The following is a 25,182-nucleotide window of genomic DNA, read 5'->3' as shown; positions in this document are numbered from 1 at the left end:
TTTAAAAGAGAACCCTTCATATGATCATGCCTGAAATCCCAATAGCTAGTTTTGCTACATTTATAACCGCTTATGCCCAGTCTGATATTTTTGGCAAAGCAATTATGTTGGCACTAATCGGTCTTTCTCTGATCTGTTGGATTATACTTATCCAAAAAATCAGATTTACCCATAGAACCGCTCGTTTATCCCAGATCTTTTATAAAAACTACACAAGCCAAAAAGAAAGAATGTTGCAAATTGATTTACAAGAGGCAAACGCTTGTAAGGATCTACACCCTTTTGCTCATATTCTTGGATCTCTTAAAATAAAAACGGGAGAAATTCTCAATAAGAATTTGTATTTCTCTACCCAAGATTTGGAAAAACCTAAGATCTATCTATCATCTGCTGATTTAGAAGCAGTGGAAAGTCATGTGCTAACTACGATTTCCTATCATGTAAAACAACTAGAGAAAAACCTATTTATTCTACCAACTATTGTATCATTAGCTCCATTCTTAGGTTTATTAGGCACCGTCTGGGGAATCTTGGTTACTTTTTCAGGTCTACAAAACAGTAGCTCTATTGGTTCTAATAGCGTGATTATAGGTGGTCTTTCTACCGCTTTAGCAACCACTGTTTTAGGTCTTGTCATTGCAATCCCTGCTTTAATTGCTTATAACTACTTAAAACATAGAATAAATAATTACTCCTCAGAAATGCAGGATTTTTTATATGAACTTCTTTCTTATTTAGAACTACAATACCGCAGGGTAGATCAGGATTAAAACATGCGTCAGAAAAGACATTTCTCCTACCAAGAGGTCTCCTCTGAAGAAAACCTGGTCAATTTAACTCCCTTAATCGATGTCGTTTTTGTTGTGCTAATTTTATTTATTCTCATTGCGCCCATGGTAGAAGCAGATCGTGTACAACTCTCTTTTTTCTCCTCGGAATTAACACACCCTGTTCATGAAAATGCAATAGCTACTATCTATGTGCATGAAGATAATTCTATTTGGTTAAATCAAACAAAAATCTCTGAAACACAATTAATGCACTGCCTAAAAGATCTTCATCAAAAACAAGGCAATGTCCCTTTGCAACTCTTCCATGATAAAAGAGCGCAATTTGGAGTCTATCAATCTGTTAAAAATGCAGCAGAATTAGCAGGATTTGAGCAGCTTGATGTCATCGTAAAATCTGGATAAATGAGCATGGGTCAGAAGATTCTTCTCTTTTTACTCATAAGCGCCCATATAGGATTTGTGGGTATGCTGATTAGATCTCCCCTTAAACAACAAAACAAAAAAACTCATGCCCTTGTTGTAAAAACTATTGTCTTAAAACCTTCTTCCTCTCCTACACAAAAGCGGAGTTTAACACAAAAAAAAACGCCAAGTCCAACACCTATAAAACCGTTAGTTAAAAAGAATCCCTCTGCTATAAAACAGCGAGGGAAAAGCCTTTCCACTCTAAAACACACCCCTCAAGAATTTGATATTCCCTCTTCTATTCTAAAACAATTAGAAGAAAGTATTGCGAAAATTGAACAAAAAGATGATAAACAATGCAAAAGCAATGCAATTGTTACAGCATCTTTATCCTCTAAAGTAGTTGTGACTCCTGCACAAGAAGAGCCCACATTATCTAGCTATACAGCATCACTAGTTAAAGAGCTCACCCAGATGCTACAGCTTCCTGAATATGGAGAAGTAAAGATAAAAATAAAAATCAGCCCGGCTGGTAAGATACTTGAGCTATTGGTTCTTCAAGCAGAAAGTAAAGTAAATAAACTGTATTTAGAAAAGCATTTACCTAACATTGTCTTACCTAAATATAATGAAAAGGTAACACTTAATAACGAACAAACATTCACCCTAACTTTTTGCAATGTCCTCTAAAATCTATATCCGTTTTATCAGTGTCTATTTTTTTCTTGCCTTTTTTTCCTCTGCGATTTACGCGGAGAGAATAGAAGAAGAAATTAGAGTCCATTTGCCAACTACAAGCCAGCTACAACCGATCTACTTAGGCAAAATCTTTTCTCAAGACGCGGTTTTTGATGTGCACTATTTGAATCAATTAGAAGCCATTCTTTGCTATGATCTAGACTATAATGGATCTACAAAGGTCTGTCAAAGAACATCTGATAAAGAACAGTTACTTCGTAATAAAGATCTAACAGCTGCTTTTCAAATCCAAAACTGGCAGAGCTTTGGCATTCCTTTTATCATTAAATGCTGCGTCAACCAAAAACAGCTAACCCTATATCTCTTTAATGTAAGCAACTCTTGCTTGAAAACATTTGGCCCTATTTTGCTTAGTGGCAATTTACCGCAAGATCGAAAAAAAATTCATAAGCTAGCAGATACCCTTCATAAGACCTTGTTTTCTACAGAAGGAATCGCTAGTACCAGAATTTTATTCTCCCAAAAAACCCCTCATAACGAATCAGAAAAATGGATTTCTGAAATTTGGGAATGTGATTGGGATGGAGCTAATGCTCGTCAAATTACCTCGGAAAAAACCTATTGCATCACCCCTATCTTACTACCTAGAGCAGACAACTCTTTAAAGGAAGGGCTTTTTTATGTCTCTTATAAAACAGGTCAACCTAAAATTTATTTTCAAGCTTCAAAAGCAGATAAAGCTAAGCGAATTAGCTCTTTAAGAGGCAATCAACTATTACCTGCTGTTTCCCTTAAAAGAGATAAAATTGCCTTCATCTCTGATGTAAGTGGCCGCGTGGATCTATTTGTGCAAGCATTTTCGCCAGAAACAGGTAAAATGGAAAAACCAGTTCAGCTCTATTCACATCCACATGCAGTACAAGCCTCTCCCACATTTAGCCCAGATGGTTCTAAAATTGCCTTTGCTTCCAATAAAGATGGCGGGACACGGATTTTTGTTATTCCCATACCCTCTGATAAAAAACGCCCCCATGCTGTCATGATCACTAAAAAAAACCGAGAAAATTCTTGTCCATCTTGGTCCTCTGATGGTACAAAATTAGCCTATAGTGCTAAAACAAATGGTATACGACAAATATGGATTTACGATTTTGAAAAAAAAGAAGAGTGGCAACTAACCTCAGGGCCCGGTGACAAAGAAAATCCTTTTTGGGCTCCAAATAGCAATCACATTGTTTTTAATTCTACACAAGATTGCAACTCTGAAATTTATGTTGTTAATTTAAACCAGCCTAAAGCTATTAAAATCAGTCGAGGCCTTGGGAAAAAACACTACCCTACTTGGGGACTTTAAGAGAGGAATAAGATGAGCAAAAAAACCATTATAGGAATCTTGAGCTGCACTTGTTTTTTAACAGGATGCATAGGCAGTAGATTTTCTGTCTGGAAAGATAGTTTGACATCCAGTAACTATAAAAAGACAAATCATTTATGGGATGATGCAAATGATCCTTATGACCATCTTCTAGGTCCTATGGAAGAAGAGTTTATTGCATTAAATGATGAAGATCTGCAACAACAGTTTAGCGATGCGGCTATTCCTCCTCCTAAAAATGATCCTGGAGAAGGAAGACTCCCTGGAATTGAAGGATTTAGTTGCCCAAGAGGGTTTGAAACAGAGATTTTTAGAACTCTGTATTTTCCTACAGATAAAGACACGCTTGAAGGCAAAAGCTACTACCAAATCATTGATCAAATTTCACAACACCTCAAGAAAAATCCCCAATTGCTTATCTTTGTTGAAGGACACTGTGATGAAAGAGGACCAGAGCAGTACAATCTCTCTCTCGGAGCCAGGCGTGCTAATTACATCCGTTCTATGCTTGTGCAAAAAGGGATCCATCCAGAAAGAATTCATACCGTTTCCTATGGGAAGGAAAAACCTGCAATTCAAAAGCGCAACAGAGAAGCTTGGGCCAAAAATAGACGTGCGGAATTCAAAATTTATAATCCCTCTTAAATGATGAGAACATTTCTTCTTGCATGTATACTCTTAACCACTTTTTGCTATGGGAAAACACACGAATACAACCCTTCTTCTTATGAGTTGCAATTAGAAATAGCAGGTTTAAAGCATCAAATTCGCACATTTGAAGTTGATATGCAATTAATAGAAGAAAAAATCCCTGAACCTATTGATTGCAAAGCGCTACAATCACGTATTCAAATGCAAGAAAACACCATAGATAAACTCTCTTCTGAGATAAAAAACCTTAAAAAAGATATACAGCAACTCTTAGAGCATCTAAACAAAATAAACACCCAATTAACAACTCATGAAAATAGATTACAAAACGTTTCTGAGTTAAAAAGCACACTAGCGGACCTACTTAAAAAAATACATTCCTCTACAACAAAAACAAGAGTAAAATCTTATAAAGTTCAAGGAGGAGATTCTTTGGAAAAAATTGCTAGGCTTCACCATGTATCCGTTGAAGCACTTAAAGCAAATAATAAACTGATTAAAGATACTATATTTCCTGGACAGGAGCTACAAATTCCCCATGACACAAAGTGATATAAGTCAAAAAAAAATAGGCATTTTTGACTCTGGATTAGGAGGTCTTAATGTAATGCAAGCAATTTCTACTTGTTTGCCACATGAAAATATCACATATTTCGGAGATACCGCCCATCTTCCCTATGGGAATAAAAGCATTGAGCTAATCACTACTTACGTTTTAGAAAGCATCGATTTTTTACTCTCTCAAGATATTAAGTTATTAGTCATTGCTTGTCATACTGCTTGTGCTGCTTGTTTAGAGATCATTCGTAGTATTGTCAATATCCCTATTGTAGCCGTTTTAGAGCAGGCCATAGAGGAAATTATCGATACTAAACCAAATGATTCTATTGTTGTTTTAGGAACAAGGGCGACAATTTCATCTGGAACTTATCAAAAACAATTATACAGCAAATTGCCCGATGTCTGCTTGTCTTGTGTTGCATGCCCTCTATTTGTTCCTTTAATCGAAGAAGGATATTTTGATCATCCAATCACTCAATTAGCAGTGACGGAGTATTTATCCCCTCTTATAGGAGAGTCAATTGATGCTATATTGCTTGGATGCACCCATTATCCTCTGATTGGGTCTTTAATTCGACAATGCATGGGGAATAAAATCCCCTTATTAGATCCAGCAACTAGATGTGCTCAGACAACAAGGCAGCTCCTATCTAAATTAGATTTATTAAACCAGCAGACAGATCCTGCCAAGTATCAATTTTTCGTATCACAAGATCCAGAGAGATTTTCCGCATTAAGCAAACGATTTTTCCACTATCCCATCGAAAAAACATCCCCACTTATCATGACCCAAGTGCATAAAAAGCGTGAAAAAAATTTAATTTCCCTGCTTGAATTAAAAAATAAACTTAATTTATCCATTGCTAAATGAGGTCAAAAGATGAGTCATAAAAAAAGAATCTTGCTAATCGAAGACGAAGAAGATATTGCAGCGCTAATCAAATTACAAGCAGAAGCATCTGGATACAAGATGCATGTTGAAGTAGATGGTATAAATGGTTATCGCGCTATTGAAAGAGAAAAACCAGACCTGGTCATTCTTGATATCATGTTACCTGGACAAAATGGCTTTGATGTATGCCGTAAAATGAAAGCAAACCCTGATCTACGTGGCATTCCTGTAATCATCTTAACAGCTAAATCAGAAGAGTTAGACATGATTTTAGGCTTAGAATTAGGCGCTGATGATTATGTGCCTAAACCCTTTTCTCCTAAAGTACTCTTTTCCCGCATTAAAGCTGTCCTACGCCGTGCTAAAGAACCGGAAAAAGCACCAAAAATCATTACCTTCGGGGAGTTTTCCTTAGAAGTAGATCGCTATTTGCTCCGTAAAGGAGAAAAAGTAATCACTATTACTTTGTCTGAATTCGGCATTCTACGTCGCCTTCTCACAAACCGCGGCAAAGTGTTAACACGTAATCAACTACTCGACGATATCCATAACGACGATGCCTTTATTGTCGATCGGAACATAGATGTACACATCGCATCTTTACGTAAAAAACTAGGCCCTAACTTTGATTGGATAGAAACAGTACGCGGTGTAGGATATCGTTTTCGAGAATAATTAGCTTAAGATATCCATAATCAATCTATTAGGTTGCAATAATCCTTGTATTTCAATAAATTTATTAACCGATAAAAAAATACAAGGAATGAATTTATGTCCTGCACTGTGCATGTAGTAAGCACAATAATTTCGCATTCGAAAGCGCAACAAAAAAAAACAGACAATAGTTCTGACTCTAAGAATACTTCAATCGCTAAAGGATGGATAAAACATCTAGCAGAAGCAAAACCTGCAAAGGCACTCTTACAAAGAGTCTCTATTGTACAAATTAAACCAAAAGCCCCACAGATCTAAGAATCGCAAAACTCTTAGATCAAAATCACAAGGAGTAAATTTTTATGTCTTCAATAGCTTCAAGTTTACCTTGTCAAGTAGATGGCTTATTAAGAATTTATACATATACTGAGCACAGTGTTTTTTTTGAGTTTGAAAATCAAGAAAAATTACAAAAAGCCAAAAATGCTTTCACCCTCTGCGTTACAAATAGCTCACCTTTACATCTAGGTGAGTCTATTGTGCTTGAACACACAAATTTTGTTTTTAGTGTCTCTGCAGATGCTCCTATTAAATCTGTTGAAGAATTGATCCGCCGTGTAACAGAAATGATAACTACAGAAACGTCTTTGAGAAAAGACCTTCCTGTTGTACCCATTACAATGGAACATCTGATATATAAAGGTTAACCATAAATCTCTTAAATCTCTGTATTAGCCTTCTTTTTCTATTATATTACACCAGATGTAAGAGCCTAAAAGGGATTGGATAATTTGCATCATCATGGGGAGGTTCATGTCTACCCCCACCCGTCATGCAACCATCACAAACCAAGGAGCCTTCAACTTCCTTAGCAAGATTAAATGGTGTAGCGGCGATATCAAGAGCCGCATTTACAACCCAGCCAAAGGGAACTAATGCTTCTAATGCACCACGAGCAATCTGTGTCATTCCCGTGCCGATAGCTTCGTCGTACCAACGTCCAATAATAGCACCTGAACTTGCTTCACGCTCACCAATTGCTAACGTTACGCCAATGATGCCTGTCCCTATAACTGCCCTTACACATCCAGAGACAAGTGACACACCAGGAATATACCCTGAAACGTTCAATACAGCATTATTGACACGCAATGCTGTAACTACAACATTTCTCGCAGCGCGAGGAAATCTAAGATGCTCATGATATTTCTGATTGAAGGTTTCTCGATTGACTGAGCGAATCCCATAAGTATTCGGCATTTTTCTGATCCTTTTATTATGAGTTTTTCAACTAAGCATGCCAGTTTAATATAAAAAGCTCTTTACACATAGATTTTTTTAATTTCTTTTCGATGAAAAATAAGTGTGGCTTGGCTTGAAGGTTAAGCTTTTAGATTTTTTTTATTTGATAAAAAATTTTATGCTTTAGTAAAGTTTTTCTTTATTAGAATCAAAAAAAGGTGCTTGCTTTATGCCTTCCATAAATTCAACATTAACATGTCAAGTAAATGGCTTAGTAAAAGTGTATACATATAATAAGAATGTCTATTTTGCATTCGAAAATGAAGAACAACTAAACCAGGCCAAGAAAAAAGTCACTCAATCATGGGACAGCAATGATTGCCCATTTTTACTGCAAAAAAAACCAGCAGAACCAAAATGCCCTTTGGATTTATTACACTCTTATCCTAAAGAGGCTAGGTTTTCCTTTGGCATTTCCACAAAATCAGAAAAAGAAGAGCTAATAGAACGCATAGCACGTATTATTCATTCAGGAATGTCAACTAAAACAGTTCCTATTACAAAAATCAACCATCCAGAAGAATTAAATTATAAAAACATGTTTTAATTAATTTCTATGCCTGTAATAACCCCCACACTACCCTGTCGAGTAGAAGGATTAAAAACAATTTATGTATGTAATAGTTCTATTTGTTTTGAATTTAAAAATGCAGAACAATTAAAAAAGGCTAAAAAGAAAGCAGCCCTTGTCTATAAAATCAAGCCTGCTTTTACACTGCTTTCGCGCTCTAAAAAGCCTACATTTGCGTTTAGCGTATCCAATAAACCAAAAAGAACTGCTATAAACAATCTTATTCATCCATTTATGTTAAAAGCAGTAAACACAATGGCTACGCAAACCAATAGGAGAAATATACCTATTGCAGACTACATAAAGATGCTTTTTTTAGGACTTTTTTGCTGTTTGTTTTTTTAATAACTCTTTGATTCTATGCAGATCTAGCTGCACTTTTTTTGTTTTATGCTTACTGATAAGTACTTTTCCTGTTGTTTTAGTACGACTCACATACTTAACCTCTGTGATCAGCACCTCTGCTTGGCTTTGTTTGCGGGCTTGGCTAAAATAAAGCGCTAGTTGCATAGCATCTTGCAAAATATTTTCATTGATTAGCTTGGTTTTAATAACTACATGAGAGCCTGCCATAGGAGTTACATGTAACCAGGTATCATTACCATTTGCTATTGTAAAGGTCAGTTTCTCATTCCCTTTAGCATTTTTTCCGACTAAAATGGTGTATTCTTTATCTATAAAAGTGTGAAAACCAGAAGCTTTATTACGCTCTTTTTTTAGAGGTGGTTTTTGATAAGAGGGCTCTATGTTTGGATGGGATAACTCTTTCTGAAGCGTGCGCATTTTCTGATGGATCTCTTCCATAAATGAAGGGTAGAGATCTAATCTTCTCTTCCACTTACGCACCTCTTTAAAACGCAGCTGTAATTGCTTTTGAATGGGAGTCCCTGGGTCCAAAGCTATTTCTATCAAAGATTGGCTCTCCCAATTCATGACTTGTACGCTTTTCATACCAGGTGTTATTTGCTGCAGATGGCTTTTTAACAGCTCCGTTTCATTTTGTAAAACCTGCCAGTTTGTAGCTTGGGCGTACTCTTCTTGATACTTTTTAAGTTGTTTTTCTAGTTTAGCTAATTGACTAGATATTTTTCTGCGCTGCACTGCTAATAGAGCTTGCTCCTCTAATAACTGATAACGCTCCTCTATTTTCTTACTTGTGACAAAAGCGGGAGAATGATGGATAGCAGGTTTTACAAGAGGTTTTTTATAATGAGAAGAAGTGGGTATATTGCTAAGCATAATAGCAAACGAAGAATCTGTAACAGCTAAAATCGGATGATGGTACATAAGCTCTGTAATAAAATAGTATTCTTCAAATTTTAAACAAAGAATACGATCCTCTGAGAGCAGAAAAACTTCCACACACGCTCTTTCTCTTAAGAGTTTATTTACTTGATCTGCAAAAACAGAAGAATAAGGTTTATATTTTTTATTTGTGATGTGAAAGCGACTAAAAGGTTTTTGCACACAAAGCAGTAGCTGAACATGATTAAATACAAATACATAGCTTGTAGGATTAATCTGCATAAATCTTATCAGATTTTTATCTAGAATTTCTTTTTTTATTTCAGGAAGAAGAGAAAGCATTTCTGAATAACTCAACATAAAATCTCTTTTTTAGAAAAAGTTTTAAGATTATTGAACTGTTATAAATATACGCACCTGCAAATATAAAAGAAGAAGGTTGTTAAAGCTTTACGCTAACAACAAACCAAAATCAATCACTTTGTCAAAGTACTCTTTATTAATAACGCTTTCTTGTACTCCATTTACATGAATAAGAACCGGCCTAATCGAACAGAATTTAGGGATCTTTAAACATTTTCTTTTTTCTTCCATTTCTTTAATGATCTTCGGACCTATCCTATTTTTGGAAAATTTAACCTCGCATAAATAAAGACTAAAGCGAGTTTGAATCATATAATCAATTTGGCATCCCGGCTGTTTTAAGGTGGAATTCTGAAAAAAAGGCCCATCCATGATGACCTCCTCTGGGGATAGATGTAACAGACTCCAAATCGTCTTACGATTGTGCGCTACAAGATTTTCAAACTGCAGCCCCATCATGGAATCCCAGCCTGGAAGACGGTTTAATGTTGCACTAGCAAAAGCCTCTTTCTCGATCTTTGAACGATTAGGAGCAATATATTTTAAATAGAATCGAAGATAATTATCACTCAATCGGTAAAGGCTTAATTTACTCTCTTGCCTGCTAGCTAAATTCCAAGTGAAATCCCTCTGTACAAAGCCAGCTTTTACAAGATCATCCAAATGCTTGCTATATGCCCCACCTATTCTTCTTTTCAATTCTTTGCAGATCTGACTTAAGTCTTTAGGACCATCTGCAAGACAAGATATGATCTCCTTATGACTTGCATTTTTCCTAGAAAAAAGATCGGAAAATATCTCATCAAATTCTCTAACTAAAAGACCTCCCCTTGTAAAACAAAGATCTCGAATATTTTGCTCTACAGGTAATTCAGGTTTCATTCGTTCAAGATAAAGAGGAACTCCTCCTGTAATAGACAAAAGTTTAAATTTTTCATATGCTGTGATTCGCTTACTCTTAGGATGCCAAAAGGCATTACAGACGTTTAAAGGAAGCTCTTCAATAACAAGATCAATAGCAATTCTACCCACAAATCCCGTACTACTCAGAATATTTTCTTCGATCCAAGAAGAGATCGAGCCACACAAAGCAAGTATCAACTGCGAATTTTTGCTAAAGTACATATCCCAAGCGGTCTTTAACTTACCTAAAAAATTAGGATCTTTTCCTCCCATCCAAGATATCTCATCGAATACGATCAATACTCGGCCCTTAGTGGTATGTTTAGAAAGATGCCAAAAGAGATTTCCCCAGTCATCAGATTTAACACCTGGCAATCCAGCTCTTTCCAGTTGATAGGCAAACTCATCTCGTTGAGATTGCGCTGTGGTTTTTTGAACAGGAGGCATGCCAGAAAAAAAAAGACTCTTCATTTCTTTTCCGAACTCTGCAAGAAGCCTACTCTTCCCAATGCGTCTTCTTCCCCTAACAACAATCAAACTTGCACATCTGGCATCTAATAGTCCCTTAAGCCTAGCTAGCTCGGTTTTTCGTCCTATAAATTTGGAAAGTGCCACTGCTCATCTCCTGATTTTTTCCATGCACTATACACGTAAAATCAATCAATAAAAAGCTTTTTGGCGATTTGTTGTTAGAATTTCTAGCTGAAAAAGTCGACAACAAATCGTTAAAAAGGCGATTTGTTGTTAGAATTTTTCTATTTTCTAACTGAAAAATTTTCATTGAGATCGGCCTTATCCAATCAGGAAACTTTGCTCAAGTTCATCATTTCTAGTTGGTTTAAAATATAAATTTTTACTTATACTTCTTTCGTATCAAAAACGAATACATAACATAAGTGATTATCCTATGATCTGGGAAAAATGGAGAGCTCAATGACAAACGCAATTATATCATTCGCATCTAACACTTACGCATCACCACCATTAAAACTTAATACGCCTTCCCATATAATTAAGAAAACAGCGGCAGTTGCTATTTCAGGCATTACTTTGATTGCATTAGCCAATCTATCCGAAGTTTCGACTGATCCAATTGTGACCTGTATGAATAACTGTAGGCATATTACAGACAACCCGTTTGCGCTGCTGATCTGTCAGACGCTTCTTTTTATTTTCTAAAAAAAGTAATATAGGTATGAAGATAGCAACTTTTCTAGAAGAATTTCTAATAATTACTCAGCAAGGATTTATTTGCGTTCTCTTTATCAAAACGCTACTTGCCGCCTTTTTTATTTGCGGCGGTACCCAAATGTTTGATTTGAAAAGAAAATCTTCTTTCTTTCATTTAAGAAGAATAGTTGGTCTTTTTTTATTAATATTTGGAGCAAGACTCTTACTCGATGTTCTAGTCTATTCTTAAAGTTTAGTTTTAATCGCAGTTTGTGCAAATATGTCCTGAATTTACAACAACCCCTCTACTGGTAGGACTATTTAAATATTTAAGGATCTGTTGCTTCCTTTATTTCTTTTTGAGGAATTTTTTGGGGCAATCTGAACATCTCCAATAGTCTTTCAATAAAGCTTGTTCGCATATCAATAGCAGTAAGTTTGTTTTCCATGCCGCTAATACGGCCTTCTATGCTATTCATGCGAATATCTGCCTCTTTAAATCGCATGTCCACCTTTTCAAATCGCGCATCCACCTCTTTAAATCGCATGTCCACCTTCTCAAATCGCGCATCCACCTCTTTAAATCGCGCGTCCATTTGCGTTTCCATCTTTTCAAATCGCACATTTACGTGCGTTTCCATCTTTTCAAATCGCATGTCCACGCGCGCTTCCATCTTTTCAAATCGCGCGTCCATCCTGTGAATCATCCAAGTGAATCCACCTAGAGTAGGAATGAGAATGCTTGCGATAACAGTAATGGTTTGAGAGTCTATGCTCATATTTACCTCTTTATTAGGAGAAACAGTATAACAGATTAGCTCTCAAATATACAAGTTGATGTTGTACGCTCTTCTCTGGCAGTTTGCCATTTTTTGCAAATGGTCATCAGCTCCTACGGTCTTTATCTCAAGCGGAATAGATTTAGCTTAAGATAACCCCTGTAGTCATAGGTTTGGATGAGCAATTTCTTCTATTTCCTTTCTATAGATCATAGCACGATTTACTTTTTGTCTCTCATATTTTCAGGCTTAAGTTAGCCACATTTTGATAATTCCAAAAGTCTTTAATCAGATTTGCTCTCAAATATAGAGCAAAGGCATTCCAAGAGTTTAAAAAAATGATACAAAAGGTTTTTCATCTCTAAAGGAAAAACCTTGAGAAAAACCATCTGTTCGTTTAAATCTTGCTATGAACTTACCTTAAAATATGTATGACAACTACACAAGATATACACTCTGATTACGAATTACATACAGAAATAGCCAAACTATGTTCAGAGTATCAAGAGAGCTTTAAAAGCATAACCCGCCAATATGCTTTTTTCCATATTATTTTTTTTCTAATTACTCTTATAGAGCTGTCTATTTTAGTACTGTTTTTTACGTTCCTTACAAAACCTGCAGTCATTGCATTTACCTTAGCAGGGATTTTTCTAACTACATTTTCCTATTTCATGCTGCATTTTTATTTTCAAGCTAAGAAGCCACAACAAATGCAAGATATGCACAATCAATTTATCCAAGATTGTATTCATCACATCTCTTCTTCTCATGATTTAGCAGAATACCATCTCTTTCTCTCTCAAGCATTGCATATCTTTTTAAACACTTTTTCCTACCAAGAGCTCTCCTACTATTCTCTACCTTTTCATGCAAAAACCATTACTTCTTTACTGGAGAAATTTAGTGTGTGGATGCATTGGAAAGACCTTTATTTAATGAAAGAAAAGATCTTGCTCTCGATTATACAGCAGCATATAGAATACGTAAAACTCTATCCAACAGACTTGCAAGCCCATGCAGGCCTTGGCAAAGCCTATCTTGAACTAGCGAGCTTATACTGTCATCCTGATAAAGTTCATGAAAAAAAATTACCTTGGATCTCTCCTGAATACGATTCTGAAGAGTTGCAAACTAAGTTTACCAAGTCTTGTTATCGTGCTATTGAAGAGTTTCATATTCTAGATGCCTATTCTCCAGAAGATCCTTGGGTACATGTCCAACTAGCAGGGATTTATCACAGTTTAGATGAACCTTTAAAAGAGATTGAACACTATGAAAAAGTGCTAGCTGTTGTAGAAAAAGAAGAGCAGATTCTTCTTCGTTTGGGAACTCTATATTTTCAAAATGGTGCAAGTGCTAAAGGGTTGCAACTCTATGAAAAGCTCAAACAAATCAGTGAACAAGCAGCCGCTGAGCTTCTTTCTCAATACGGCTCTTTTAGCTTGTAGCTAATAGCGTTTCCCAATCCAATGAACCGATTAAAATACCCAATAGACAAAGTCCATTAGCCATCCAATTGACTTTTTCGCGATAAAACCATTTGCCCCACAAATTACAAAAAACAATCACTGTAATGGCAAATACAGGAAAAATAGCTGCATGTTCTAAAGAAGTAGAAGCCTCTGTTGATAAAATCATAAAAAATGTACCAACTCCATTGGTAAGTCCTCCATAAATGCCATATTGTAATTCTAGGCGATTGAGTGCTTTAACCCTTGTTTTAAAATAAATAAAGGTCTGGAGAAGGGCCGCTGTAGCATACATGATAGGCATAAACCATTGGCAACACGCTTCACTATTTTCAAAAGGGAAAAAAAGCCCCCTTTCTTCAGGAAAATTAATGCAAAGAGCGCGCCATTGAAAAAACAGTAAAAATAAAATATGTAAAAAAAAGGTGACTGTCATAAAAATGAGCCATTTTTGAAAATGAAAAGACCTAATAGCGCTATAACCCGCCCAAAATAGCCCAATCACCATAAGAATGGAGCCAAAAGCATTCCATGTTGTGTAAAAATAACCAAATTTACTTCCAAATAAAAGCACCATCGCTACCATGGGTAAGACGGTAGAAGCATTTAATGCAGCAAAAGTGAGCCCAGGAGGGCCTGATTCTAAAGTTTTACCAAGTGATGTAAGCATGATAGAGAGAATAATTCCTGCAATTACAGCGAATAAAGCCATGGAATAGCTCCAAGAAAAATCTGCCATGCGAATAGGGTTGAGGAAAACAGCAATAAGAGAAATTACACTTAGCATAATCATCAGAAATCCTTTTGTAGAACCTCCTGAGTCAATGCTACGACGCATAAAAAAGTTACTGATCGCTACAAAAAACGAGGCTAATAACATCAATTGTATTCCCATATTCCTCCGAAAAAAATAGGTGCAGATGAGTTTGAAGAAAAAATGTTTTTTTGTTCAACATTTGAAGAATATTGTATCGTGAATATAATTTAAAAAAAATTCAAGTGGGAGAAAACTGCGTGAAAAGAAATACTTTTTTTCTATCATTGATTGCTTTACTGGCCTTAAGTTATCTACATGCAGATCAAGATGATCCTGTCTTTAGAGAAAGTATTGAGCTCAGACAAATTGCCGATTATTGGAAAGAACAAGAGTACACCTTAGCTAAAGAACGAATCTACCAATTTTTAGAAATCTATCCAACGACTGTTTTTAAAGAGCAATTATATGCAATGCTTGCGGACCTTTTTGTAAAAGAGAAAAATTACCTAGCGGCCATAAATTTTTATCAAAGAATTCCTTTTGAAAAAAAATCGCAAACCAGTTTATTTCACCAGGTCTATTGCCTCTATCAGCTAGGTCTATGGGAAGAGGTAATTAACCAAGCTCCGCATGTAATGAAACACGCTAGCACAACTAAAGAACAATTAGATACAACGCGCTTTTCTTTTGCAGAGGCTTTGATGCAAACCGCACTAAAGATCGAAGATTCTTCTCATAAAAAAGAAGTGCTTTTGCAAGCTGAATCTGAGTATAAAAGACTGCTTAGCACCCGCTATGCTTGTGATTCTCTCTATTCTCTAGCTCATATCAATGTTCTTTTAGAGAATCCCATCCAAGCAGCTAATCTCTATCTTATGCTAGCTGAAAAAGACTCTGAAAATAAAGAGCAGTACTGGTTCCAAGCAGGCTATTTACAAATGAAAATAGATCCGGATAAAGCCATTGAAAACTTAGAAAAGGTGTGTTCTTTAAAAAAAGAAAAAGGATCTCAAGCAGCTCATCTATTATTACAAATACTCTTTCAACAAAAAGAGTATAGCAAATTACTTGTTATGCGAGAGCAACTGAGCGACCTCATCGTTTCAGATTCGTTAATTTCCTATTATACAGGTAAAAGCCTGTATCAAACTAATAACCCCGACCAAGCAATCTTTTTTCTCATACAATTTCTCGAGAGTCCAAATATAGATGCTTCTTACGAAAAAAGCGCTATAATCACCTTGATTTCCTGCGCAAAAATTACTAAAAACTGGTCTCTTTTAGAAGAAAACCTTGAATACTTAACGCACTCTTTCCCTCAAGATACGCAAACATTAGATCTCATTTTGATGTATGCCCAGTTATGTAAACAGGATAAAAACTGGGAGAAAATGGCTGAATATTTACAAAAACTATTAGAACTATCTCCTGATCATCCACAAAAAGAAACTTTGATTTACGAGCAAGCTCTTTGCTCTATTCACGAACAAAACTTAAGCCAAGCCATTCAGAAGATTCTAGAATTTTTAGAAAATTTTCCCCATTCTGTTTACACAAAACCAGCATGGCGTCAACTTTTAAATTGTTGTATGCAGGATTTAAAACATTCTTCTTTAGATCTATACTCTACAAAACAAGCTATATTCATCACTTATGCAACAAAAGCTTTGGAGAAAGAAGAGCTTTTTTCTGATGAAGAAAAACAAAAAATGCACTGGTTGCTTATTCAATCCCTCTTTGAGCAAAAACAGTATCAAAAATCTCTTAATGCATCTGAAAAATATATAGAGCAATATGGGAGCTCATCCGACACGTATCTATTCACAGCTCTATGTCAAGAATATTTAGATGTAGATGCTCTTCAAATAGCAGAAAACTTTGAAAAGGCACTAGCAGATCCTAAATCCACACATGGACGTATTTGCAATCGTAAGCTTTACAATTTGTACCTATCCGCAGCACAAGAAATGCCTGAAAATTTAAGTGAGGCTCTTTTTTTAAAAGCAGCAAATTGCTTGTTTGCCAATATAGATGAGACCATAGAGTTAAATAACCTCGACTGGCTGGCTCACTTTTACTATCAGCAATTTGAAATTGCAGAAAAAGAAAAAAAACATTTTTATGCTAAACGAGCCAAAATCTCTTTTGAAAAACTTCTCGACCATAGCGCTCTACCTGTTGAATCTTGGTTAGAACTAGAGGTGTTAAAGCTTTGCGCTTTATATGATTATCTTGGAGAAAAAGCAAAAAAGGTTCCTCTTTTAGAAATTCTAACACAGCAGCAAAAAGAGTTTTCTTCAATAGAATGGAAGTGGCAAAGAAGAATGCTCTTTGAATTAGCTATTTCCTATCAAGAGCAAAAACGCTATAAGGAAGCACTCAAAGTATATGATAACCTTATTGATTCTTCCAAACACGTATTATCTTACTATGGAAGTGCTGCTCTTCTAGAGAAAGCGCGCTTACAATTTTCTCTACTCTCTGACCAAGAAAGACAAGAGGGCTCTACAGATATTATAGCTATTTGCGATGCATTAAAAGAAGTGCAAATTAGAAAAAAACTTCTATCAGAACCTCTTCACTTGGAAGCTGCTTTGGAATACATCGAAGTAAAAATCTGTATATCTTCTAGACCTTTAGAAAGGAAATTAGAATTACTTTTGCAGATGAGAGATGACTTTTCTCTAACAGAGGACCCATCTGTTCAACACTACCTCTCGACACAAGATCTTTTTCCAGATAAAATACAATTGTACCAAGATTATTTAAGCTTTATTGATTTAGAGATAATCTCTATAAAAGCCCAATTAGCTAGAAAAAATCAACGTAAGAACATTTATCAAAAATTGAAAAAACACGCTCTTGCCAAACTCGATGAATTAGAAGAGAAAACCTTGCATGACTCATTACAAATGAGAGTTCAATTGAGTAAAGAGGCTCTACAAGATATTTTATGACAGCACGTTTAAAAAATCGTTTCATTTTTCTCTCTTGTCTTCTTTTCTCTCTTGCTATGCATGTAGCTTGTATATGTATCCTTTATTCTTTTTCTTTTCATAAACAGCATAATCTCTCTGCACTTTTTTGGTTATCCTCATCCAATCCTCATCTTTTACAAATAGATGAGGAGAACAAAGAAAATACTTTGCAAGAGGTCTTTGAACAAATTGTAGTGGTACCTTCAAACTATCAAACCCCATATGATTTACTCTCATCTAATCGCTCTCTTAAGCTAGCTCCTGATCTAGAATTAGTGGATTCTTTATCTCTTGTAAAGAGAAGTCCTCTATCTTTTCCCGTAGAGGAATCTTCCTCTCTAACCTCTGTTTGCTTGCCAAAGTTAGAAAGCGAGCCTCTTTTAACTTCTCCTGCTAACCCAATGGATTCTTTTATTAATAAGAAACCAGAAATCGATCCTGTAATGCAAACAACATTAGCTCCTCAGTTACTACCACAAGTATCGGAGAATCTGAATGATAAACAGCAACTATCCTTACCTAAAGAAAATCTGAGCGCAACTATCTACAAAAAAGATTTAAAATTCTCTTTAGTAGCTCCTGCTATAAATCTATCCATTCAAAATACTTCTCCTATCACAGACCCTAATCAAATGGATCAAATAGCTGCTCAAATGAAAAATCCTCCTGCTCTCTTTTCAAAAATAGAAAATTTGGAAGTCATGCGTCATTTTTTACCTGAAATCTCCTCTGTTTCTCGTTTGAAAAGTTACAGCTTTCCTTCTTTTGCTATTGCCAATGATTGGAATCACCTCTTCGAAACACACGTGAGCTACACTCCTCAAGATAAGGGGTATGTGTTTTCAGTTGAGCTTTTTCCTAAACGAGATTTAAGTCACTATCGCTTAAAACAACATATCTGCTTTATTCTAGATCGTTCCAGTTCTGTTCCTAGACATCGCTTTGCTGTTTTTAAAAGAGCAGTTCTAAAAGCATTAGCAAGTATGCAAGAAGAAGATAGCTTTAATATTTTTATCATTGATAAAAAAGTAACCTGTTTTAATACATCTAAGCTCAAAATTTCCAAACACAACATTCGCCGGGCAGAAGAATTTTTAGAAGCGCAAGCATTTGGTAGCAGAGCTTCCTCCTCTGATATTTATAAAAGCTTAGAAAGCCTACTTTTAGATCTATCTCAACAAGAGATAGTTTGTAACGCTATTTTATTGACCGCTGGTAAAAACACATTTAATTCCACACTGCAACAACAAACGGTTAAGAAATGGCTAGAAAACAAGCAAGGCCACATAACGCTTCATACCGCAGCTGTAGGAAGAGAAAATGATCTGACATTTTTTAATCTTATGAGCACTAGCAGCGGAGGCTTTCTGGTTTATTCCGACACACATGCTTCTTTCCCACGCAAACTAGCCAAGTTAGTGTTAGACTTAAAAGATCCGCTTCTAACACACCTTACTCTTTCAGCTAGACCCTCTGATGTTACTACTTCTGTGGACTTAAGCCCCTCTTCTCAATCGGTTCTCTACCAAGGAACTCCTTATACAATCACAGGGTATATAGATGATCCTTGTACATTTGAATTATCCATCCAAGGCAAACAACAGCGCCAATGGATCGCTATCAAAAAAACCATCTCCTTTGCTGACGCAGAAGAAGCTGACTCTTCTTTAGAAAACCAGTGGAAAATGACAAAAGCACATGCGCGTTTTTTAAAAGAAGGTAAAAGAGATTTACTCAGTGACGCGGAAAAAGTCTTAAAAGCCCGCTTTGAAGCAGCATTCGAATGAGCTTACGTATTCTAGGTGGTGATTTTCGCGGCCGCTTGCTTAAATCTCCTAAAACTAAGCTAACCCGTCCTACCCTAGCGGTGCTACGCAAAGCGGTATTTGATATTCTTCATAGTAAGATTGAAGATGCTCTTTTTTTGGATTTATTTGCAGGATCAGGAGCCATGGGTATAGAAGCTTTGAGTCGAGGCGCCTCCCATGTCACTTTTGCTGATAACAATTCAGTAGCAATACGCTGTCTAAAAGAAAATATTCAACTACTACACTTAGAAAAACAAAGCTCCATTTTGCTGTGTAGTTATAAACAAGCTTTAAACCAATTAATTAAAAAAGAGCTCCAGTTTGATATCGCCTACATCGATCCTCCTTATGAACTCTCTCTTAAGACAACTATTTTACAAGAGATTCTTGCGTTGTTTGATAGCTCTTGTTTAATCAAACCTAGTGGAATTGTCTTTATTGAAGAAACCACTCATTCTCAGTTTGAGCTTAAATCATTTACATTTGTGAATGTGAGGAAGTTCAGCGGTACACTTTTACAGCAGTATCAGAAGACCTACTAAAGAGCAATGTCTTTAGTAGGGTTAAAAAAAAGAGACTATACTTCTTTTCCTCTTTCATAAAAAGATTCTATCACTCTTCCATCCTTTTCGTATTTTTTCTTCACACCATGTAGCTCATCTTCGATAAAGGTTTGAGAAATATAAGGAGAGCCGTCATCGTAGAATTTATTAAACCTACCATGCCGTTTACCTTCTTGGTATTCCGCTTCAAACACAAGAACACCTGCTTCATTCCATTCTTGATAAAGACCATTCATAAGGTCATTTTTATAGGCTACAAGTTTGGCAAGCTCTCCGTTCAAGTAGTAGGTTTTCTCCAGACCTTCTCTTTTATCTTGTTGATAAGGTGTTTCTACAAAGGGCTTTTCATTGGGATAGTATTGCAGGCATACCCCTTCTTTGTTATCTTGATGAAAATTTACCACTACCAATAACTGCCCTTCCGGCGAAAGTATTTTGGCTATTCCCTCTTTTTTTCCATTTACATAAGGAGTAATACCTACTTTTGCCCCTGCTTCGTTATATTCTATGACCTCTTTTTCTAATTGATCATTTACGAAAAAAGACTCAAAAGCTTTGGTTCTTGCAAAGTACTCATTTGGCGGATAATACACTTCGTGAATACCGTTTCTTTGATTATCCTTATAGTGGTAAACAACTTCTCTTCCATCAGGCAATTTTTCAAAAAATCGCCCATCAAGCTTCCCTTGATTGTAGTTAGCCTCTTCTACTAAAATTCCATCAGCGGACCAAATGGCTTTACTTCCGTGCATTTGGCCATGTTCATAATGTACGCACGAGCAAAGAGCCCCATTTTGATGATATACTCTTTGTTCACCATGCATTTCCCCTTTGTCATCAAAAAATAAATGCTGGGCAATTTGTAAAAGTTTTGTGTCTGCATTAACCACACCTTTTTCCTGTAACTGCTGCGTTGAGTAATACTCTTTGTGTTCTCCTACAGGAAGACCTTGTTTAAAAGCTTTAATCGCACAAGGGCTGCCGTCTTCATACCAAGTTTTCATGGTTCCTTCTAATAGATCATTAGAGTAGCTCACAAGCGCTTTTTGTTGACCATTTGGATAATACTCTTCATGTACACCATTGAGTTTTCCTTGATCATCATAATGTGTGATTTCTCTAAGAAGCTCTTTGTTCCACCAAGCTTTTACAACACCTACTAACTTATCTTGATCGTAGTTAGCGGATACAATCAGCTCTTTTTTGTCATTCCACTCTTGGTATAAACCCTGTTTTTTTCCCAAATCAAATCGAATGCTTAATTGTAAAACTCCATTTTCATGCCAATGTTTTTGTTCTTGGTCCAATTTACTCAGTACATGGTGTTCCTGAGTTTTAAGTTGTCCATTTTCATACCATTGCTCATAAAGACCATCTAAACCTTTATTTTTGAAAGTAGCTCTTTGCGCGAGATTTCCATTCTCATACCATTCTTCATAAAGCCCTTCTTTTTCATTCTCTACATACAAGGCTTTTAATTTGATTTGCCCCGATGGATAGTACTCTTTTTGTTCCCCATTGAGCTTTCCTATATTGTAGTTATATTCTACTTTAAGATTTCCATTATCATGCCACTGCAGATATTCCTGATGATTTTTATCGTCTAGTAGAGAGTACTGAGCAATGAGTTGTCCTTTGTCATTACATTCCATGATAGGTTCTATCGTATTGCCTTTCTCATCGAAATGCGCAGATAAAATCTGTACACCATTCTCTGCTTTGCGCCAGTGTTTCCCAACTGGCTTACCGCTCATGTAATCACCCTCTCCTAGTAATTTACCCTCCGCACTAAAAAAACTCTCTTTACCCTCTTTTAAACCTTCTTTATAGGCTACCTTATAGCTCTCTTGTCCATTAGCATGATATTTGACATGTAGTCCTACAAGCTTTCCCTCACAAAAATCTTGAACCTCTTGAATCACCTCATCTGGTGTATAGGAAATAACCGCAGGATCTCTACCATTGGAATGAAGAGTTCCATTTTTATATTGAAGAACGGTTTTTTTCCTACCAGTTGGATGCCATTCCATTGCACACCCATGAGGAACACCTTCTTCATAAGGAATGACAGCAGCGCGTTTTCCTTTCTCGTGATATCTAGTCACCTCACCGATAATCTTGCCATTCTCATAAACCACCTCTTCTGCCTTTTCTGCATTTGGATGATAAGAAACCATTAATCCATCTCTTTGTCCCTGCTTAAACCCACAAGTCCCTTGCAATGTTCCATCTGGATAAAAAAGCTTCATGGTTCCATGCAATACACCACGATCATAGATCATTTGTTTCTCTAATTTCCCTTCCGCTGTAAAAAACAAACACACACCATGAGGTACAGCTTTTAACTCCTCCCCATCTTCTATTACAGACAGATCTGTTTCTGTTTTAACTTGTCCATTGGGATAGAGCAAAATCTGCTTAACAACTTGACTCGGTTCCCGATCGTAGAACACCACTTTTTTAGGACTTGAATTAGGATAGGTGTCTACAACCTTAGAAGACCAATGAGGTTGACGCATTTTAGGCGCAACTTCATTACCAAAAGACATTCTTGCAAACAAAAGACAAAAGGTTAAAAAGACAATTCTTAGCATAAGAGGATCTCCTTGAAATAACTATTTTTTCACTTAAGCATAAAGCAGCTGTCTCTTTCAGACAAGCTCTTAAGAGGTCACAAAATAGGCCCTTTATCTAAAATAAAATTTTTTAAATGATTTTGAATAACAATAAATATAAAAATTGACTTAAAATCATTTAAAATTAATACTATCTGCATGCAAACTTAAATTAAAAGGATGAATTAATGACCTTATCTATTATAAAAAACACTGCTTTAGGACTAGCAGCTGTGCCTATCATAGAAAAAGCTAGTAATTTGCAACAATTTGAAAAAGGGCGCGTTCACTATGCAGATGAGGTCATTTCTAGAATAAGCCTTATTACTTTAGTTAAAAATTTTTATAACATTACTCTTCGTGAAAATGAACAAAGCCTGCTTTCCACCAAGAAAACTCTAGCAACTATATCCATCCCCTGTGTATTAGCACTGCTAAAAAGTTCCTATGCTTCTCATTATATAAACCCGCAGATAGTAAGCATAGCTATTCGCATAGAAAAATACACAGGCAAGCTCTGTTACATGGCCTCTGTTATAAATGCTGTTGCATTGATCAGTTTTGGCCATCTAATAATTGGCTATACAGCATTAACCGTTTTTGCTTTAGATCTCATTACTTCTTCTACTTTCATCCAATCACACATCCCCTCATTCAATAAAACACGAATAATTTTTGTAAAATACATCAGTCCCTTTGCAGAGTTAACAGCCGGACTAGCAACAAGAGGCTACTTAACCATTGGTCTTGCTTTATTCGGATTATATGCTCTTTTCTCTGAAGAGTATCATAAAACAATAACAAGAGCTATAGAGACACCCCCTTCCATAAAAAGCCTTGAGGACTTCAAAAACCTTTGGAATGATTTACAACAGCCGCCATCAAATCTCTGTTTTGAAATGAATAGAGAAAGAGTTCCTCAAATACAAATACCAAGACTCGATCCTTCCCAGTATCCTCCAAGTAAAATTTTAGAAATTTTTGATACAATTCATTGGGGAGAAGATTTTGAAAAATCATTATGGAATAGAGTCACCGGTATAGCTGAATCTGACCCAAAAAAAGTTTTTAAAGATCTTGAAAATGCTAACTTAGAAAAAAAAGCTCACCGTCAAATAGAACTACCTCGAGCAAAAAAAATGGCAAGAGAATGGCTACAAGCCGTTTTAGATGAGACCACTAAACAAGATCTTGCTTTTTTTAAGCAGCATATTTGCAAAATGCTCTTAGAACATAAAGATCTACTAGAGAAAAATCCAAGAAGCCTAGAGGAAAACCAAAAAAAGCAATCCCACGATCTCTTTAAAGGATTGTTAACCCTCATTTTTGGTAGTGGAGGAGAATGCCACGTTGCCCAAGACATGAAAATTAAAGAGGCTTATCTAGAGATTTACAAAGCCAGTAACAAAGAAGCCAACCAGTCGCCGTTTTTATTAATGCTAGAACTTGCCTATAAAAACACAACAGAACAAGCCTTTAAAGATATACTCAATCCTATTTTACAAAAAACACTCGAATCCCATGTTCAGCAAGCAAAAATAGTTGTTAAACTTACTCGAGAAGAGCTTAGAAAAAACTGGAAAGAGCAACCCTCAAGCATATGCCAGCTAGCTCTTTCTGCAGTCCATTATTTATTAGCAGAGCGCCAATTGTTTTCATGCAAGACAGCTCAAGAAACTTTGGATCTTAATTCTGTACATAATTTTACTCGGGTTGCAAGGTTATTTGGGAAGCCTTTTAATATTGCCTCAGAAACAGATGAAGTAGCCGAACGAACCTTTTCTAGCATTGCAATGAATCCAACAGGTAGCGGTTTTGCCCAGGGTCTCAACCTATATATACCTTTATCTTTAGGGAAATTCTATTGGGATGTACAACTAGAAAAAATTATTCAGCCTTGGCTCATCACTCATTTTAAAGAACAGGCCTATTTCCAGTTAAATGATCTAACGCAATGGTTTCATAATTCATTAGAAGGATTTAGAACAGATAGCAACACAGAAGAAATTGATACTATGCAAGAAGAGTTGCAGAAGATAATCCCAGAGGTCAATGGAGTTAAGCTTGCAAAATATGAGAGAAAGGGAAATGGGAACGTCCTTATTCCAACAACCCAGGCTTTACTGGCCTTTGCCTATGGTATTAACTTATTAAAAAAGAAAGACCCAAACACTCCAAGTTTCTTTAATCACATCGATCAAGAACTACGTGTCACTGAAAATAAAGATTTTGATTTTACGGGTATTGAAAAAATTACACAAAGGATTCCCTTTATACCTGAAAACATACGAGAGAAAATAAATGACCCATTTGAGAGAGCCCAAATAACAGGGGCGATATCTCGTTTTCGAAAGGACTTGACTCAAAACATAGAGAAAGATGTTCTATTCTTTGCTTAATAACTATATTTGATCCCTATAAAACCTTTAAACAGGGACTACTCTATTCTTATTTCATTTAAAATATCTAGTTTTATTTAAACCTTTATACATTAGTTAATGTATTCTGAAATAATCTTGTTCATTTATTACTACTTATTTTATGGTCGGAATATCGATTACTTTTTATTTATTATAATTTAATTATAAAAATTATTTTTCCATCTAAACCAATACTACTTTAGTATTT

25 protein-coding genes are annotated in these 25,182 nt (G+C 35.9%); 18 read left to right on the top strand and 7 right to left on the bottom strand.

Going from position 1 to position 25,182, the window contains the following annotated elements:
• Window positions 1-20 precede the first annotated feature (20 nt).
• The 10 genes from RHTP_RS00535 (at window position 21) to RHTP_RS00490 (ending at window position 6,735) form a co-directional block, all read left to right on the top strand.
• Entirely contained in the window at window positions 21-770 is a 750-nt protein-coding gene (locus RHTP_RS00535; RefSeq protein WP_138106097.1) for a MotA/TolQ/ExbB proton channel family protein, read from the top strand.
• Window positions 771-773: 3 nt separating this feature from the next.
• Window positions 774-1,193 (top strand): ExbD/TolR family protein, encoded by a 420-nt coding sequence (locus RHTP_RS00530; RefSeq protein WP_138106096.1) that lies wholly within the window; start codon window positions 774-776, stop codon window positions 1,191-1,193.
• A 6-nt stretch (window positions 1,194-1,199) separates the two neighbouring features.
• Window positions 1,200-1,886: a hypothetical protein gene (locus tag RHTP_RS00525; protein WP_138106095.1), complete on the top strand. Its 687-nt coding sequence runs from the start codon at window positions 1,200-1,202 to the stop codon at window positions 1,884-1,886.
• Window positions 1,876-3,249, top strand: a complete 1,374-nt coding sequence (gene tolB, locus RHTP_RS00520; RefSeq protein ID WP_138106094.1) for a Tol-Pal system protein TolB — start codon at window positions 1,876-1,878, stop codon at window positions 3,247-3,249. Before RHTP_RS00525 ends, tolB begins: the two co-directional genes overlap by 11 nt.
• A 12-nt stretch (window positions 3,250-3,261) precedes the next feature.
• Window positions 3,262-3,915, top strand: coding sequence for an OmpA family protein (locus RHTP_RS00515; RefSeq protein WP_138106093.1), 654 nt, complete (start codon window positions 3,262-3,264; stop codon window positions 3,913-3,915).
• A complete protein-coding gene (locus RHTP_RS00510) occupies window positions 3,916-4,473 on the top strand; it encodes a LysM peptidoglycan-binding domain-containing protein (protein WP_138106092.1) in 558 nt (185 codons plus the stop codon).
• Window positions 4,460-5,353, top strand: a complete 894-nt coding sequence (murI, locus tag RHTP_RS00505; protein ID WP_138106091.1) for a glutamate racemase — start codon at window positions 4,460-4,462, stop codon at window positions 5,351-5,353. Before RHTP_RS00510 ends, murI begins: the two co-directional genes overlap by 14 nt.
• A 9-nt stretch (window positions 5,354-5,362) precedes the next feature.
• Window positions 5,363-6,049 carry a response regulator transcription factor gene (locus RHTP_RS00500; protein WP_138106090.1) on the top strand — a complete coding sequence of 229 codons (687 nt, stop codon included), beginning with the start codon at window positions 5,363-5,365 and terminating at the stop codon, window positions 6,047-6,049.
• A gap of 96 nt (window positions 6,050-6,145) precedes the next feature.
• The gene (locus tag RHTP_RS00495) at window positions 6,146-6,346 is read left to right on the top strand and encodes a hypothetical protein (protein ID WP_138106089.1); all 201 of its coding nucleotides are present in this window, start codon (window positions 6,146-6,148) and stop codon (window positions 6,344-6,346) included.
• Between the two features lie 44 nt (window positions 6,347-6,390).
• Window positions 6,391-6,735 carry a hypothetical protein gene (locus RHTP_RS00490; RefSeq protein WP_138106088.1) on the top strand — a complete coding sequence of 115 codons (345 nt, stop codon included), beginning with the start codon at window positions 6,391-6,393 and terminating at the stop codon, window positions 6,733-6,735.
• Between the two features lie 46 nt (window positions 6,736-6,781).
• Here the strand turns inward: RHTP_RS00490 and RHTP_RS00485 are convergent, their stop codons facing one another.
• Entirely contained in the window at window positions 6,782-7,288 is a 507-nt protein-coding gene (locus RHTP_RS00485) for a 6TM ABC transporter family protein (protein WP_138106087.1), read from the bottom strand.
• 211 nt (window positions 7,289-7,499) lie between these two features.
• Here RHTP_RS00485 and RHTP_RS00480 point away from each other — a divergent pair, with 211 nt between their 5' ends.
• Together RHTP_RS00480 and RHTP_RS00475 are read left to right on the top strand one after the other, a co-directional pair.
• A complete protein-coding gene (locus RHTP_RS00480; RefSeq protein WP_138106086.1) occupies window positions 7,500-7,877 on the top strand; it encodes a hypothetical protein in 378 nt (125 codons plus the stop codon).
• Between the two features lie 9 nt (window positions 7,878-7,886).
• Entirely contained in the window at window positions 7,887-8,246 is a 360-nt protein-coding gene (locus RHTP_RS00475) for a hypothetical protein (RefSeq protein ID WP_138106085.1), read from the top strand.
• On the opposite strand, the gene RHTP_RS00470 is transcribed toward RHTP_RS00475, so the two are convergent.
• The 3 genes from RHTP_RS00470 to RHTP_RS08740 all read right to left on the bottom strand — a co-directional run bounded on the left by RHTP_RS00470 (window position 8,217) and on the right by RHTP_RS08740 (window position 11,545).
• Window positions 8,217-9,506 (bottom strand): NFACT RNA binding domain-containing protein, encoded by a 1,290-nt coding sequence (locus tag RHTP_RS00470; RefSeq protein ID WP_138106084.1) that lies wholly within the window; start codon window positions 9,504-9,506, stop codon window positions 8,217-8,219. The genes RHTP_RS00475 and RHTP_RS00470 overlap by 30 nt on opposite strands.
• A 90-nt stretch (window positions 9,507-9,596) precedes the next feature.
• On the bottom strand, window positions 9,597-11,027 hold the full coding sequence (locus tag RHTP_RS00465) for an AAA family ATPase (RefSeq protein ID WP_138106083.1): 1,431 nt from the start codon (window positions 11,025-11,027) through the stop codon (window positions 9,597-9,599).
• Between the two features lie 353 nt (window positions 11,028-11,380).
• Complete coding sequence (locus RHTP_RS08740) at window positions 11,381-11,545, bottom strand: hypothetical protein (protein ID WP_171005679.1); 165 nt, start codon at window positions 11,543-11,545, stop codon at window positions 11,381-11,383.
• A gap of 62 nt (window positions 11,546-11,607) precedes the next feature.
• On the opposite strand from RHTP_RS08740, the gene RHTP_RS00460 reads away from it, so the two are divergent.
• Window positions 11,608-11,832: a hypothetical protein gene (locus RHTP_RS00460; protein ID WP_138106082.1), complete on the top strand. Its 225-nt coding sequence runs from the start codon at window positions 11,608-11,610 to the stop codon at window positions 11,830-11,832.
• Between the two features lie 79 nt (window positions 11,833-11,911).
• On the opposite strand, the gene RHTP_RS00455 is transcribed toward RHTP_RS00460, so the two are convergent.
• Window positions 11,912-12,361 (bottom strand): hypothetical protein, encoded by a 450-nt coding sequence (locus RHTP_RS00455; protein WP_138106081.1) that lies wholly within the window; start codon window positions 12,359-12,361, stop codon window positions 11,912-11,914.
• A 431-nt stretch (window positions 12,362-12,792) separates the two neighbouring features.
• Between RHTP_RS00455 and RHTP_RS00450 the strand changes: the two genes are divergently transcribed.
• Window positions 12,793-13,812: a tetratricopeptide repeat protein gene (locus tag RHTP_RS00450; RefSeq protein WP_138106080.1), complete on the top strand. Its 1,020-nt coding sequence runs from the start codon at window positions 12,793-12,795 to the stop codon at window positions 13,810-13,812.
• On the opposite strand, the gene RHTP_RS00445 is transcribed toward RHTP_RS00450, so the two are convergent.
• Window positions 13,802-14,728: a hypothetical protein gene (locus tag RHTP_RS00445; protein ID WP_138106079.1), complete on the bottom strand. Its 927-nt coding sequence runs from the start codon at window positions 14,726-14,728 to the stop codon at window positions 13,802-13,804. The genes RHTP_RS00450 and RHTP_RS00445 overlap by 11 nt on opposite strands.
• 119 nt (window positions 14,729-14,847) lie before the next feature.
• Between RHTP_RS00445 and RHTP_RS00440 the strand changes: the two genes are divergently transcribed.
• The 3 genes from RHTP_RS00440 to rsmD are packed head-to-tail and all read left to right on the top strand — an operon-like array spanning window position 14,848 to window position 19,918.
• Window positions 14,848-17,547 (top strand): tetratricopeptide repeat protein, encoded by a 2,700-nt coding sequence (locus tag RHTP_RS00440; RefSeq protein WP_138106078.1) that lies wholly within the window; start codon window positions 14,848-14,850, stop codon window positions 17,545-17,547.
• A complete protein-coding gene (locus tag RHTP_RS00435) occupies window positions 17,544-19,355 on the top strand; it encodes a vWA domain-containing protein (RefSeq protein WP_138106077.1) in 1,812 nt (603 codons plus the stop codon). Before RHTP_RS00440 ends, RHTP_RS00435 begins: the two co-directional genes overlap by 4 nt.
• The gene (rsmD, locus tag RHTP_RS00430; RefSeq protein WP_138106076.1) at window positions 19,352-19,918 is read left to right on the top strand and encodes a 16S rRNA (guanine(966)-N(2))-methyltransferase RsmD; all 567 of its coding nucleotides are present in this window, start codon (window positions 19,352-19,354) and stop codon (window positions 19,916-19,918) included. Before RHTP_RS00435 ends, rsmD begins: the two co-directional genes overlap by 4 nt.
• A gap of 35 nt (window positions 19,919-19,953) precedes the next feature.
• Here the strand turns inward: rsmD and RHTP_RS00425 are convergent, their stop codons facing one another.
• Window positions 19,954-22,533, bottom strand: a complete 2,580-nt coding sequence (locus RHTP_RS00425) for a toxin-antitoxin system YwqK family antitoxin (protein WP_138106075.1) — start codon at window positions 22,531-22,533, stop codon at window positions 19,954-19,956.
• A gap of 209 nt (window positions 22,534-22,742) precedes the next feature.
• Between RHTP_RS00425 and RHTP_RS00420 the strand changes: the two genes are divergently transcribed.
• The gene (locus RHTP_RS00420; RefSeq protein WP_138106074.1) at window positions 22,743-24,953 is read left to right on the top strand and encodes a hypothetical protein; all 2,211 of its coding nucleotides are present in this window, start codon (window positions 22,743-22,745) and stop codon (window positions 24,951-24,953) included.
• The last annotated feature ends 229 nt before the right edge of the window (window positions 24,954-25,182 follow it).

Source organism: Candidatus Rhabdochlamydia sp. T3358, assembly GCF_901000775.1.
GTDB lineage: Bacteria > Chlamydiota > Chlamydiia > Chlamydiales > Rhabdochlamydiaceae > Rhabdochlamydia.
This window is presented reverse-complemented; position numbering and strand designations above follow the sequence as displayed.